Annotated in this window: 12 protein-coding genes; all 12 read right to left on the reverse strand. The window is 37.4% G+C overall.

Translation table 11 applies throughout. From position 1 onward, the window contains the following. Positions 1 to 55 precede the first annotated feature (55 nt). Positions 56 to 1,846, reverse strand: a complete 1,791-nt coding sequence (locus IGI37_RS17690) for an ABC transporter ATP-binding protein (RefSeq protein ID WP_438763403.1) — start codon at positions 1,844 to 1,846, stop codon at positions 56 to 58. Further along, the gene (locus IGI37_RS17695) at positions 1,846 to 2,433 is read right to left on the reverse strand and encodes a MarR family winged helix-turn-helix transcriptional regulator (protein ID WP_438763404.1); all 588 of its coding nucleotides are present in this window, start codon (positions 2,431 to 2,433) and stop codon (positions 1,846 to 1,848) included. Before IGI37_RS17695 ends, IGI37_RS17690 begins: the two co-directional genes overlap by 1 nt. Positions 2,434 to 2,789: 356 nt before the next feature. Continuing rightward, positions 2,790 to 4,301: a sulfatase-like hydrolase/transferase gene (locus IGI37_RS17700; protein ID WP_438763405.1), complete on the reverse strand. Its 1,512-nt coding sequence runs from the start codon at positions 4,299 to 4,301 to the stop codon at positions 2,790 to 2,792. Positions 4,302 to 4,390: 89 nt separating this feature from the next. Next, positions 4,391 to 5,767, reverse strand: coding sequence for a family 20 glycosylhydrolase (locus tag IGI37_RS17705; RefSeq protein WP_438763406.1), 1,377 nt, complete (start codon positions 5,765 to 5,767; stop codon positions 4,391 to 4,393). Positions 5,768 to 5,769: 2 nt separating this feature from the next. Beyond that, positions 5,770 to 6,492 carry an endonuclease/exonuclease/phosphatase family protein gene (locus tag IGI37_RS17710; RefSeq protein ID WP_438763407.1) on the reverse strand — a complete coding sequence of 241 codons (723 nt, stop codon included), beginning with the start codon at positions 6,490 to 6,492 and terminating at the stop codon, positions 5,770 to 5,772. Between the two features lie 11 nt (positions 6,493 to 6,503). After that, entirely contained in the window at positions 6,504 to 7,352 is an 849-nt protein-coding gene (locus tag IGI37_RS17715) for a YitT family protein (protein WP_438763408.1), read from the reverse strand. 98 nt (positions 7,353 to 7,450) lie between these two features. Beyond that, on the reverse strand, positions 7,451 to 8,341 hold the full coding sequence (locus IGI37_RS17720; protein WP_438763410.1) for a metallophosphoesterase family protein: 891 nt from the start codon (positions 8,339 to 8,341) through the stop codon (positions 7,451 to 7,453). Between the two features lie 18 nt (positions 8,342 to 8,359). Beyond that, positions 8,360 to 9,304 carry a DUF7916 family protein gene (locus IGI37_RS17725; RefSeq protein WP_438763411.1) on the reverse strand — a complete coding sequence of 315 codons (945 nt, stop codon included), beginning with the start codon at positions 9,302 to 9,304 and terminating at the stop codon, positions 8,360 to 8,362. Positions 9,305 to 9,525: 221 nt separating this feature from the next. Beyond that, a complete protein-coding gene (locus IGI37_RS17730; RefSeq protein ID WP_438763412.1) occupies positions 9,526 to 10,974 on the reverse strand; it encodes a response regulator transcription factor in 1,449 nt (482 codons plus the stop codon). Then, on the reverse strand, positions 10,967 to 12,706 hold the full coding sequence (locus tag IGI37_RS17735; protein WP_438763683.1) for a sensor histidine kinase: 1,740 nt from the start codon (positions 12,704 to 12,706) through the stop codon (positions 10,967 to 10,969). The genes IGI37_RS17730 and IGI37_RS17735 overlap by 8 nt, the downstream gene beginning before the upstream one ends. Then, entirely contained in the window at positions 12,702 to 13,316 is a 615-nt protein-coding gene (locus IGI37_RS17740) for a YesL family protein (RefSeq protein WP_438763684.1), read from the reverse strand. Before IGI37_RS17740 ends, IGI37_RS17735 begins: the two co-directional genes overlap by 5 nt. A gap of 94 nt (positions 13,317 to 13,410) precedes the next feature. Continuing rightward, on the reverse strand, positions 13,411 to 14,877 hold the full coding sequence (locus IGI37_RS17745) for an ABC transporter substrate-binding protein (RefSeq protein WP_438763413.1): 1,467 nt from the start codon (positions 14,875 to 14,877) through the stop codon (positions 13,411 to 13,413). Between the last annotated feature and the right edge of the window lie 9 nt (positions 14,878 to 14,886).

Below are 14,886 nucleotides of genomic sequence, written 5' to 3' on the forward strand. Positions count from 1 at the left end.
ATTCTTGGCTGCTTTATTTCTAACTTTCTTAAAATGATTTTCAGCACACTACTTCTTAAATACTCAATTCTTCAGGCTTTTCTTGACTCTCTCCTTGAATGAACTGTTCACTCACATATTTGGCATAGGTTTGATGGGTCTCTACCAATTCTGAATGTGAGCCACTTCCAGTTACCTGCCCTTTTTCAATGAAATAAATTTTGTCACTATCTACAATCGTCGCTAAACGGTGGGCAATAACTAATGTCGTCCGCCCCTTCATCAAATTGGTCAAGGCTTTTTGAACCATCATTTCTGATTCGCTATCCAAGCTAGCTGTTGCTTCATCCAACATCAAAATTTTAGGATTTCTCAAAAAGGCACGAGCAATCGCAATCCGCTGACGTTGTCCACCAGAAATTTTGACACCACGCTCACCAACCTCTGTAGACAATCCTTCTGGCATTGCTTCAACAAATACTCGAGCATAAGCTAACTCTAAAACCTGCCACAATTCATCATCACTATATGATTTTCCCAAACCATATGTTAAATTTTCGCGAATTGTGCCCGCCATAATCGCACTATCTTGAGAGACGTAACCAATTTGCGAACGATAATCCGCTAAATTAATATCAGATACATCCGTGCCATCAAATGAAATCTTGCCATTTTTAGGTGCATAAAAACGTTCAAGTAAACTAAAAATTGTCGACTTCCCACCACCAGAAGGTCCAGCAAACGCAATAATCTGATTAGGCTTCGCTTCAAATGAGATATCAGATAAAATCGGTTCCCCTTCTTCATAAGAGAAATCAAGATGCTCTACCTGTAATTTTTTTCCTGACAAATCAACTTTTTCTCCACTTATTAAATCTTCTGACTCTTCGTTTAACAATTCTTGGACACGCTTAGTCGAACCTGCTGCTTTGGCCATCTCAGTAAACAGGGTAGCAATACTTGGAATCGAACCAATCAAATTAAATAAATACATCAAAAAACTCATCAATGTTCCGATAGCCATTGTTCCTACAGCAATTCGATGCATGCCATAAGCCAGTACACCAAAAATCATACTCATCATGACCATCATCATTAACGGTTGCATCACCGCATCAAACACGGCTTCTTTTTTCCCTACTTTAAACAAGTTATCTACTTCACTGATAGCCTTGTTTTGGGCTTGTTTCTCCGCGTTAGAAGTTTTGACCAGACGAATCTCGCTTAACGTCTCACTTGCAATTCCATTAAATTTTGCCAAAGCGTCTTGGCGCATATGGCCGATTTTTGTTCCAAAAGTAAAGACTGGCATCATAAATAACATCACCACTGGAACCGCAATAACCATAATCAAACTCATTTGCCAATCCATTCGGAACATCATATAAACTGAACCAACTACCAAAATAGCACTGGATAAAGTTTGAGGGAAAGTTGCCGCCAGTAGCTGTTTGACTTGTGACGTATCATTCACTAAACGACTCGAGGTTTCTCCAGCTTTAACTGTATCAAAATAACGAACCTTTAAAGTCGTCAGCTTTTCCCATAAATTTTTACGTAGATTCTGGATGACATTTTCACCAAAAATACCTAGAACGGTCCCACCCAAAGCTGAAACCAAGGCTGAGCCAACAAACATGCCCACAACTTTAATCAATAAAGAATAATCGATTCCCTTCGAAAAATTATTTACCAGCGAGGAAGCGAGTTGAGGAACATAGACCTGCACCGCTGATGAAAGGGCTAATAAGACAATCCCCAAAATCAACAGTGAATATTTCGGCTTAGTCGTCCGAATCAACTGCATAAATTCTTTCATTGAAAATTTACGATTGGTTTCTTGTGAAGTTTCTCTTTCGTGCATCATTATCTACGTCCTCTCCCTCTAAAAAAAGCATCTCTTTGAAAGCCATCAAAGCCGCCAAACTGACCATGGCGCATCATCTGTTCTCTGCCACGTGAAAAACGTGCAGACATCTTATCAAATTGTCGCCAACGTCGATCATCACCAAAAATTTCATTTAACTTGTCATAAAATGCTTCGTTGGAAATATTTTCCAATAAACGCGCCGTATATGCATCAAACGCCTTTAACTCTTCCGCACTAAACCCTTTAAACATTTCTCTTCTTAGTTCGCTTGAAATAGAGCCTTTTTCGTCAAGTCCCTTTTGGCCTTTTTCAGTTAATCGAATAAATGTCACTCGCCCATCCTCTGCTGATTTTACTTTTTCGACAGCACCCGTTTCTTCTAGTTTTTTTATAATCTGTGTGACACTTGATGGTTTAATATCCAGATATTCTGAAATACGCCCAGCCGTCACTTGTTCTTCCTCCGCTAATAAACGCATCGCCTCAAATATATTGTCCTCTTTATTTTCCATCTGACCTGCAAAAACTAAGAAGGGTTGGTGTGTTAAATGAGTTAAGTGAGTAATAATATTGTTTTCATGCATTGTAAAGACTCCTTATTTTTATTTAGTTTCAATCACGCATAACTAACAAAATAAATAATAAAACTATTTAGTACGTTTGTCAACAAGAAAACTAAATAATTTTATTCATGATTCAACTACCGTCCTAAGAAATATCCAGACTATTCGTAACAGACACAACTAACAGATGACCGATGACCGCTACAACTCGTTAGCTAACGTATGAAACAACCATCAAAAACTATCGTCTATTGCAGGGCTCTTCTTTATTAGAATACAAAAAAGGGCTCTACCCTTCAGTCCGATTTGACAATGAGCCCAAAAAAGGCACACCTTATCAAACGATAACATGTACCTTTTTTGAGAAATCCTATTACTTATCTTCTTCGCAAATACCGATATTCAAAAATCAAATTATCATTATTTTCTTCCATCCATTGCTCAAGAAGAATCTGTAACTCAACTTTTTTCACTTGAAATTCTGGTTGGTCAATCAGATTGAACAGTTCGCCAGGATCCGTACCCAAGTCATACAGTTCATCAATATCTCCTGCATTAAAGACATATTTCCACTGTTTGTATCGAAGCATTCGTTGCGAGAATAAAATACTTCCAATCCCTGAGCACTCCGTCACATTAACTTCTCTAAGCTGTTCTTTTTCACCTCTCAAAATTGGTAAGAAAGAGACCCCATCTCGCTGATTATCGACCACACCTGCAGCCTCTAGAATCGTTGAATAAATGTCACAGCTGTTCACCAATGCTTTCGTTCGATTCAACTTTTTTTGCCCTGGAAGTTTCACGAATAAAGGAATGCTACAAATTTCTTCATACATAAATATCGCTTTATCACACAGGCCATCGTGAATACCCAGTGACTCGCCATGGTCTGAACTAAAAATAATCAAGGTATTCTCGTACAAATTATTTTCCTTTAAGTAATCAATTAATCGACCAATCTGATAATCAATATGACTCATATTGGCATAATAATGACGGATGTAAGGAACAAATTGTTCCCAACGCGTATCATTCGCTCGTTTAACATCATGGATTTTCGGTTTATTCGGACTGTCCCCTTGATAATTTTTCCACGGTGGAATCTCCATCTCACGGTACTGATCTAAAAACTCAGTCGGTGCATAATAAGGCTCATGTGGTCCCCAAAAATTCAGCTGCATATACCACGGCTCTTCTTTTTCTGCAAAATCACCGATGATTGTTTTACTCCGTTCAACCAGAAAATGTTCAATTGTCGTCTCAAGACCACTTGTAATTTCACCAGCCTGATGACTGGTATAATTCCCTGACAGTATATTTTCGATTTTAACTTCTTTATTCTGTTTAGCCAAATACTCTTTAAATTGTGGATAGATATACCCACCAAAGCCATGTCCGGGAAAATCATCACCTGTATAACCAACGTTTGTAGGAACACTTCGCGCTTGTGCTGCTAGCTCTGCAAACTCGATATTGCCCATGTATTTTTGAACATACGCATCCTGTCTTACCGCATCAGCGCCTGTTCCAAGATGCCATTTTCCTGTATACCCAATTTGATAGTCCTCTTTTTTTAAACGACGACTCAATAGCTCAGGCGTATCTGGTAATTCTTGCACCATATTTCCATAATTATAAGAATTCGTCAACATGCCGTGATGCATTGGAAATAAGCCTGTTTGTAATGACGCACGGGCCGGAGTACAAATCGGGCACGTCGTATACGCGTCGTCAAAAACCGTACTCTGATTAGCCAGCGCATCCAAAATAGGCGTCTGACATAAGCCTTCTTCGTCATAAACAGAAAGAGTGTCTTTTCTTTGTTGATCCGTTAATATAAATAAAATATTGGGCCTTTTTTGCCCCTCTTGTGCACTTGTACTCATCATCACTCGTCTCACTTTCTTGATTGTCAGCAAACTACTATAGATCATAGCTTAAACAAACTAAACTGTCTGTCCAGTCAAACATAATCAGCTCAGTCAGCAAAATAGCTCGTCAAAAGCTTACCAATCTGCTGTTTGTTCGCAAAAACATCCCCTGTTTCTTTTTGCATAACGGCAGCTAAAGAATAGGAAACATCTTCAAAGACTTCCTCTTCCGTCTTTGCTTCTGGTTTATCTGACCAGACAGGGAAACAAACGCCAGGTAGTTGTTCTAAATTGCGGTCTATATCAATTATTTGATCTTGAGCAAATCGGGCAGGGGTCCAGTCCTTAACAATTTTTTCATAGGTCGGATACGTATAGCCCGCATTTTCTCCTAAGACATAGTAGAAGAAGTTGTCATTATAATTGAGAACTGTGTAACCTTTTTCAAGAAAAGAGGTCACTGGTGCCATATTTTTGTTCCATTTTGTCCAATAAGTAATCTCGACCTTATCTGATAATTGTACTTTTTCTGTTCGGTTTAATCGGAAAAACCCGTCATTCCAGACTCTAGGGATAAAACCTAGTTGACTAATTTTCTCAGCCACCTGATTGACATAGGTGATAAACCCATCAATCGCTTGACCATGCTCCCCATACAAACGCTGCGCATAGTCGGTTAAATCAGGGTAAGCGTCAATCTCATCAAAATCAACAAATTCATCTGCGCCAATATGGAAATACGTACTTCCCTTAAATAACTCTGCATATTCTTCATAAATTTTCCAAATATAGTCCACCGCTTCCGGCTTATCTATGGATAGAGCCGCAGAGTTTAATTCAATTGTTCCATCTGGTAATTTTTTCCGTAGCTGCCATTCAGGATGAGCGGATAAAATTTGTTTTAAGTGTCCCGGACTATCAAAATCAGGAATGACTTCAATTCCTGCTAAAGTCGCATATTGGATAATCTCACGCACATCAGCCTTTGTTAAGTAATGCGTTGAAACAATCTCTGGATACGTTTCTGACTCAATTCGAAACCCAATATCTTCAGAAAAATGCAGTTGTAGGAAGTTAAACTGAAATAAGCCCATAACATCGATAAACTTCTTCAGCGTTTGTTTCGAATAAAATTTTCTTCCCATATCAATCATGAAAATCCGTTCTTCTTGCGTATAAGAAAGATGCGTCGTTCCTTTTGAAAGTTCCTCACAAAATAGACGAATAAGCGCATAAGCACTTCCAAATTGCAATTCAGAAACGGAGCGTGCCACAATAGTTAGCGCTTCACCATTCTGGATATCAATTTCATTCTTCATTTTTTCAGAATCAAGCACTAAACGAATGGTGCTTCCCTCTTCTTTAAAAGAAATCGGTGCTTCCTTTTTGAACAGCTGGCGAAGCGTTTTTTGCATCTGTTTAGCGACTACTAAAGCTTCTTTTTCTGACACACAAATTTTTGGTTCTTTCATAAATAGAGACATTTTTACTCACCCTTACCTAGTTTAATTTCCACTTCAAATAACGCATGATCTGATAACGTATTTTTAACACACGTGGTTTTAATCAGCTCAATATTTTTTGAAACAATTATATTATCGATACTATAACTTTTCATTAATGGCTCTTTCTCTTGAAAGGTCTCAAACCAACCATCTTGTTGACCGTTAGCTAACTTGTACTCTGCTAAAAACGGTTGCCATTCCTCTTTCGTTTGATCCATGTTAAAATCACCCATTATTACCTTGTACTCCCCACCAAATTCTGCCATCTCATCGAGAAGTTCAGCGACCTGCGCGGTTCTAATTTCGATTGACTCAAAAGATAGGTGAGTATTACAAAGAGTTATTACCCGGTTATTACCCAGTTCTACCTTAGCAAATTGCGCCGTTCTAGGCTCTAACCCATACATTGAATAACGTAATTCCTTATAGTCAATCAATGGCCATTTGGATAATAACCCATTTCCGTAGTCACCACCCTCAAAAGGCATGGCTGAACTAAACTTCCTATTTGGATAATCTGTCCCAGCAATTTCTGTTACCATCGACAATGGATTTCTTTTCGTGTACAAATCTACTTCCTGAAGGCCAACTATATCATTTGAGCGCTGACTGATTAACTGATGTAACGCATCTACTGAAGAATAATTCCCAGCCGCGATATTAAAGGTTGCCAGTTTAATCGTTTGTAGCTCTTGTTTGTTCATCTATCTACTCCTTAGATAATTTTTCCCAATTTGTGCCATACTAACAACTTAGCAAGTAACCAAGAATAGCCAAAACTAAAAATAAAACCGAGAATGATTGACTCCACCCCATAGGTAAAAAAGCCTAGTGCTAGCACAAAAAAGTTCAAATTGCGAATGGTCGCTGCAATAGGAATCTTAGGGTTTTTCTTATGGAGAATCAGCGCAATGACATCCATCCCAACAGTCGAAGAGTTTTCAGAGATACAGCAATAATACCCAAACGAAATAAATACGCAGGATAAAAGGACATCAATAGGTAAATTAATTCCTATATCCATCTTCATTTGATAGAAAATCGTAAAGAAAAAGAGATAGGAAAAGCTACTGACTAACGATTTAAAGAAACTCTCTTTTCCTAAAAATACTAAACAAACAATCAGCAATAATCCAGTTAATCCATTCGTTAAATAAGGAATATCTATTGCTAACCATTTATTTAAGACCAATGCCAAACTCGTTACGCCACCGTTAATCACTTTATGAGGAACCATCCATTTGGCATATGCAAAACCCAAAACAGCATTGCCCAAAAAAATCTTACTCAGTGAAAAGAGCATAGCTAAACTAAATAACACCGACTTCTTTTTAGGCTCAGATAATTCAGCAGTCACACTCGCAACAGCTGTAGCGCCACGTCCCTTCACATCAGTAGCCTTTAGTAATGCGCTTCTCGTTATGCCGTCTGCTTTTGTTTCCTCTAGTCGTTGTTTGCCTAGATATAATCCTTGTTCTGATAATGTAGGCTCAACTTGCTCTATTGGCATAGTTTGTTTGATTGGCTCATTTTGATGATTTCTATCTAGCATTTTTTGATTCATCTATTCCTCACATCTCCGTTTGTCCCCGCATTGACTACTTGTCCCCATTAGGCACTTTCTGCATCTATCTACATCTCCCTTTGTTAATCAAAGACATTTCATTTGGCATAATAGACTAACTCTGTTTCTGCTAACTTGTCTTCATGCAGTACAATTTTTCGATAACCTCGATCAAATGAGCCATATACATTGTACCCACCGATTAAGCCGTAATTCAAACCGATTCCTAACCATTCTGCTGTGAAGTTATTGTCATGGTCATGACCACAGAACACTGATTTGGCAATTTTTTTCTCAAGTAAAACACTAAAAAGTCCGCTATTTATTTCTGAGCAACAGATTTCTTCTCGGCACTCACCTGTTAAAATGTGTTCTTTAGCATACTGATATTCAACAAGAGGGATATGAAGAAAAATCAGCGCTTCTTCGCCCTTGCCTGTCTCAACGCAAGTTTGGTTAAACCAACTAATTTGTTCTGAGTATAAATAAGCATAATAATTGTCCATTGCTTTATCTTTTAACCCAAGCGCTTCTTGATTTTCAATATAATCACCTGAGTCCATAATAAACAGCTGCTTCACTATATTTTGACCCTTAGAATCATAAATCACCAAACTCTCTGATTTTCTGTCTCGTACGATTTGTTCATTCTCTGGCATCACGCGGTTAATCAGTTCTCTTTCCAATCTTCGTAGCTCTGAACGTGTGATTTTACCATGTTCAGAATCATGATTTCCATACGTCACCGCTATCGGAATCGCGACTTCATTCAGTAAAGCAATCAATTGTCGGTAAGCTTTTTCGGGCTCATTTTCGCCATAACACCAAATTTGATCTCCAGTCAATATGAGCAAATCAGCATCAAGTGTTTTTAAACAATTCCGCAACTTTTGATACGTCCGTTCCGTTTCTTCATTGGCCGGATAACTTAGATGTAAGTCTGTAAACTGGGCAATCTTAAACGTTCCATCCTCTCGACACTTCAGCATTTCTTTTTCTCCCTTCACTTAACGATTGATAGATCTAGCCATAATTTGCATCGTATGTTTCATCCCGCGAATCGCTAACGACATTTCAAAAATATTTTCTGCAGGTGCTACACCACTGTAACCGGCATCGCCAATATGTTGAATATCAACACCACACATTTTGTTAAATAGAGCAATTTGACGAATCGTCTCAACACCCGCACTTTCTTGACTCGTTCCAATCGCTGACATCGTTAAAAGGCCCAATTTCTTAGCCCTTTTTACAGCTTCCTTCATTTCTGACTGATCAAACCCTGGAACAGTTCCTACAGCAGGTAGAAGAAGAATATCTGCGCCAGCTTCCGCAAAGGTTTGGATTGCTTCTTCCGTAATAATCGGCTCATCGACACCGGCACTGTGCATTTTCCCTGCAATAATCAAGCCATTGTAATGTTTTTTACCGACACGTATTGCCTCACCAATCTCTTTATTCGTCACACCTGTCCCTGGATTACCAGTAAGGCAAATAAAATCAACACCTAATTTTTCAGCCGCTTCAAACGTTTCTGCCGTACTCTTGCGCCCATCAGAAATAAGTACTTTTTCCCCTAGCGTTTCTTGTGTTTCCACAACTGGTTCCAAATTCACGCCAATCACACGACCGGTTAACTCTTTTAATTCTTGAATCGGATTACGCGTATTAGTGGACGGATCATCCCACATCGAAAAGGCTTCTCTTACCCCCACTCCTGGTAGCCCGATAACTACTGGATTCAAACAATCAAATAGATTCAACAACAACATGTCCGCACCAAATGCGGCTGCCAACTCAGCATTGGTTGTGCTGTCTGATACTGGTGCTTGAACACAGACATTTTCACTCACAATAACTCGCCCATCACTTGCTTTGATTGCTTCAAATAACTCGTCACGATTCATTTTTTTGATTTCTGATGCCGTTGCACTTATTAATCTCTTTACCATTGTTTTTCCCCGTTCCTCAAAGTTTGTCATTTTTATTTTCACTAGTAAAACAATCTGTAATCGCTTTAATTATCTCGCGTTTCCAACTTGTTCTCACTATGTGGTTTTTATCAAATTCATTTACAACAGATACAACGCTTATGAATAGCTGCGATTATCAACATTGTTTTATCTTTTAGAAAATAGAGAGACTTTTTTTAAGCCTCACCTAATCGCTTCTGCTATTCACGTATTTCTCTAAACTCCTTTGGTGAAACATCATACATTTTTTTGAACATTTTAGAAAAATAAGTCGTATTGTTATACCCAATTTCATCAGCGATTTCATTAATATTTTTTTCAGAGTGAAGTAACATATATTGCGCTTTCTCCATTCGAAATTGGTTTAGATACTGCGAAAAACTCCGCTTCGTTTCCTTCTTAAATAATTGCCCTAGATACATGACATTTAAATGAAGCTCATCTGAAATGCGCTTCAACGTTAACTCTTCTTGATAATTTTTTTCAAGAATAGCCAAAACCTTTTGAATATTTTCACTGTATGTCGCAGGTTCCTTTTGCTCATCAATTACCGTTAATAAAAGACGTTCAAGCTCATTCACCGTGATTGCCTTATTAATTTTTTGAATCGTCGCTAGATAGGCTTCGTCGTCCAATTGCCCTAGCTGGCGATAGATATCCATAAACAATAAAAAAGCAATATGACGGACATCTTCTGGTGCTGTCCCTAAAGTTAGGACCTCTTGAAAAATCTTCTTTACTGCTTCTTTTAAAGCAGTCGGTTTACTTAGCACTACCAATCGATTGAACTCAGACAAATCAATTAATGAATCAGAATTATTTTCTTCCTCTGACAATAAGATGTGCGTCGTATGTAATCCATAGAATTGATGTAGTTGATAAATTTGCCTTACATTACGATAGATTTCTGGTACCTCTTCTAACTCAGCTGTAGGTTGACTAACACTCATCAACCAGCTTGTTTCCTTTAAAAGCTCTTGGGTAAAGTGGGTAAATTTTTCTACTTTTTCCCCACCTTGATAAATAATCATAAATGAGATTCGCTCACCCAAATTTCTAAAATAGTAAAACGTCTGATGTTCATTTTCTAGCCACGTACTCATTTGTTTTTGATACTCTCGTGGAAAATGTCCCAAGATTACACGCCAAGGAGATTTTGAATGTTCAAGTAAAGCAAAAACTTCCTCTTCTTCTCGTTCATCTAACTCATCATTTACCCATTGAGACAGTAAAAATTCACGATACATCTCTTGTTGATTTTTATGTTCTAAGCGTTCTTCCAAACGTTCTTTAACCTTCAACAAGCTCTCTACTAGTTCAGCTTTATTGACTGGCTTCATCAAATAGTTGACTGCCCCTAATTGCAATCCGCTTTTCAAATAATCAAATTCTTGATACCCTGATAAAATCATAAATTCAAATTCATATCTTTGATTTTGAGCTGCTTCAATAAACTCTAAGCCACTCATTTCTGGCATTGTCACATCTGTAATTACCAAATCAATGGCACCTTGTTCTAGAATTGCTAGAGCATCCTTCGCATTTTCTGCCGTTGCAACCACTTCAAATCCATAGTCTTGCCAAGGTATAATCTTCGCCAATCCCATCAAAATCATGTACTCGTCATCCACTAACAAAACTTTATACATTCTTTTCTTCACCCTTTTCAAAAGAAATCTGAATTGTCAAACCGCCATCTTCATTATTTGCCAAAGTCATCTTATAAGAAGAGCCAAAGTAAGCTCGCAGTCGTTCATTAACATTTTGTAATCCAATTGATTGATACATTTGAATTTTTGGATAGCTTAACCGATTTTCAATTTCTGAGAGCTTCTCTTCCGGAATTCCTTTGCCATTATCACGAATCAAAATTTGAACAAGTTTTCCTTTTTGTGTGGCTTTGATACTAATTGCATTATCTGTTTTCGTAAAATCAATTCCATGAACAAAATAGTTTTCTATAAGAGGTTGAATAATAAATTTGGGAACCTGTAGCTCCCTCAAGGCATCATCAATAGTAAAATGATACGCAATTCTTTTTGGGTAACGCATTTGATAAAGATACACGTACTTTTCACAGAAATCCAGCTCTGCTTTTAAATGTGTCGTCTTTTCCTGATTCGTGTTGTTTCGAAGTAACGCAGAGAATGCATAAACCACCTCAGCTAACTCCTCACTTCCCTCACTTATGGCGTACATCCGGATATATTCCAACGTGTTGTATAAAAAATGGGGATTAATTTGCGATTGTAGGGCACGCATATGCGCATCCTTTTGCTTAATCTCTAATTTATAAATATCTTCCACGTATTGATTAATACTTTTTAGCATATGGTTAATACCATCTGACAACTCTTTTAGCTCATACTCTGTTTTTTCTGTGTCAATACGCGTATCCAAGTTTCCTTCAGCTGCTTGCTCCATCGTCTGCATCACCATTGTTAGCTGGCTAGAATATTTGGTAAACGTACGAGAAAGCATATAGATCAAAATAGTGTCTAATAATAGGGCACCTAACACTAAGAAGACAATATCTTTCGCTGTTTTTCGAAAGATCATCTGTTTATCAATCGTCGCTAAGATACGGTACTCCTCATTTAAATGTTGATACTCAACCAAATGATTGTTATAAAATTCAGAGACTGGCACCTGAGACTTGGCTTCTAACGAATGAACGATTGTTGATTCTTGCCAATCGATACTCTTTTTAGGCAAGCCTTCATCATGATATGTATATAACCGATTGTTAGTAGAAGAGATCACATACACAGAGAGTCCATCAAATGACGACAAATTACTTAAACTTCCCTCCAGCCCTTCCTTTTCAAACCCAATAAAAATGCTTCCTTTTTCAATGCTATTTAGAAGAATTGATGATTTAATATAAAACCCATTAGCCAATTTGGGCGTTCCTTTACGGATTCGACCGCCCTTCACATCGACTGTCGATTGGTAGTAATCAGGAAAATCCTTTAGCGTAATATAGATGGAAGAAACCTCCGAATACTCAGCGTAGATCCCTTTAATCTGCTCAGCAAAAGAGACATAATCTGGACTATCATCTTGGTGATCATACACAAAAGCTAAATAATCTGATATGGGATACGTCAAATAGGAAGTCACATTCTGAATTTTTTCAGGACTTCCTACGAGTTGATCTTTAATTAGTCGGTTCAATGTTGTCCGGTCATTTGCCATTCGAACCGTGTTTTGCAGTGCATCTTTAACAACAGTAGAAGCTAAATTTAAGTTTTGAATATAGGCGTTCACACTAATCCCTATTACAGCAATAGTAATAAACGAAACCAGTGTAAAAGCATATTTCCTCAACAAACGATTTAATAAAGTTCCCGTCGAAAATATAATTTTGAGTTGCCTAATCATTGGTCTCTAACCGTTCATCAATTAAACCGCGCCATGTTTGCGTGGAATAATAATTCCAAAGCTGAATAGCTGCCACAGTTCCAAATAAAATAAGGCCTTTATATTTCCATGTGAACCACAGAATCACAGCACCACCGATTACGATTTTCAAAAAATTGGTAAAGCTTGAAAGCGTTGAAATGAACGCTAACTTAATCACATTCTTCATTGAAATATCGTATTCGCTGTCTAACAACAACGTATATTGATAAGTAGCATAAGTATATAACAAAGCAAACAGTAAAATAAAATCGATGACTAAAAAGGCCAGTCCCTTAATTTGAACAGATAGATAGAGATTGTAAGCTAATACTGCAAACAACGCGCCATAAAACCAGAAAAAGCCGTTTCCGCGTTTAAAATTCACCTTAAATAGTTGCCAACCCTCTTTGAACGTAATCTCTTTGTACTCAAATTCATGAGCTGCGAATAGTTCATTGACTGCTTTTAATGCAGGCCCCACGCCAGCAACAAACAGTCCAGCTACACTATACAACCAGAAATAAAGGTTTAGTTTAATAACAACCCATATGCGAATGAAAAATGCTTCTAGTGCTTTGCCTATCATAATCTTTGCCACCTTTGCCTTCGTTAACTTTATTATACAAAGAACGGCGAAAGTTTAACACCTCTACGCCGTTCTTTTGTTCATTTAGCTTCGTTTATTTACTTTCTTTTAAAAACGCATCATATTGTGATTGCATTTCTTTAAGAACTTTATCATAACCAGCGCCTTTTAACGCTTCATTTAATTTTGGTAAAGTTTCGTCAGGATCAACTGTACCTGTATTCAAGCCATCTAAATATTGACTCATTACATTAGAAAGGTTACTTACTTCGGCTTTTACAGAATCAGTATTAAAACTAAATCCTAAAATTGGAGAAGTTTCTGCACTTGCAATTGATTCATCACGTGTTTTAATCATGTCATCTGTAATGGTATCTTGCGTGTATAAAATCGCATTGTTCCCCGTATTCCAAGCAGCCATGTGCATGTTCGGTTGATATCCATCTAACAATTTGATTTTTCCATCTTGTCCGTCAATTTTTTCCCATGCTTTACCTTCAATACCATAAATCAAACCATTTAATAATTCAGGGTCACTATTTAATAAACCTAAAAATTCAACTGCTTTTTCTTTATTTTTAGAAGTATTAGAAACAACGAAGTTTGACATTTGTGCTTGCGCAGTTGATTTCAAAGGAACAGTGATTGGTTTAGAGACTAATTCTTGGTTGGCAGCATTTGTTAAAATAGTATCACCATAATCGAACGGACCTTGTGTTTCGCCACGAACGAACCAAGTGTTGCCTTCTAACGGATAGTCTTTGTTACTTGTTGACGCATCTGCAGGAATCAACCCTTGTTTGTACCAGCTGTGCAAGGTTCTCAATGTTTTGATAAATGATTCAGTATCATATTGATTCACAATTTTTGTCTTGTCGCCATGTAAATCAACAGCAAATGGTAGACCGTCTCCTAATGGATAGTCAAAATCACTTTTCGCTCTAAATCCTTGACCAATCGCAAAAGCAGCAATATTTGGTTCTTTTTTATGGAATTCTTTTAAAATTGCTTCTGCATCTTCATATGACTTGATTCCATCAATTGAAAGATTATATTTATCTAAATATTGTTTGTTGAACGTCAACATTTGTTGGGCAAATACATTCCCGTTTACCGGGAATGCATACAATTTACCATTGACCAGATTCCCTTTAATATAAGCTTCATCCAATTGATCATACGCATCTTTTGCAAGTTTTGGTGCCAATTCAGTCAAATCAGCATAGGCGCCTTTTTGAGCATTAGCTACATAATTATTTGCATAAGCAAGATCATAATTTTCACCAGAAGAGACGATAACATTCATTTTCTTTTCATAGTCCCCAAAACCGATATAATTGATGTTCACTTTTGCACCAATTTTATCTTCAATGCGTTTATTCGCAACTTTCATTAAATCATCATAATTCTCTGGTTTATCTCCAATCTGATACATTTGTAACGTTGTACCATCTTCTGACCCTTTACTTGAATCTTTATCTTTCGAAGTTCCACATGCAACCAACGATCCTAAAAGTACAGTTGAAAGACCGGTTAAAGCGAGTGTTTTCCACAATTTCATTTGTTTCAT

It is taken from the genome of Enterococcus sp. AZ194 (assembly GCF_051713825.1).
In the GTDB taxonomy this organism is placed as follows: Bacteria; Bacillota; Bacilli; order Lactobacillales; family Enterococcaceae; genus Enterococcus_K.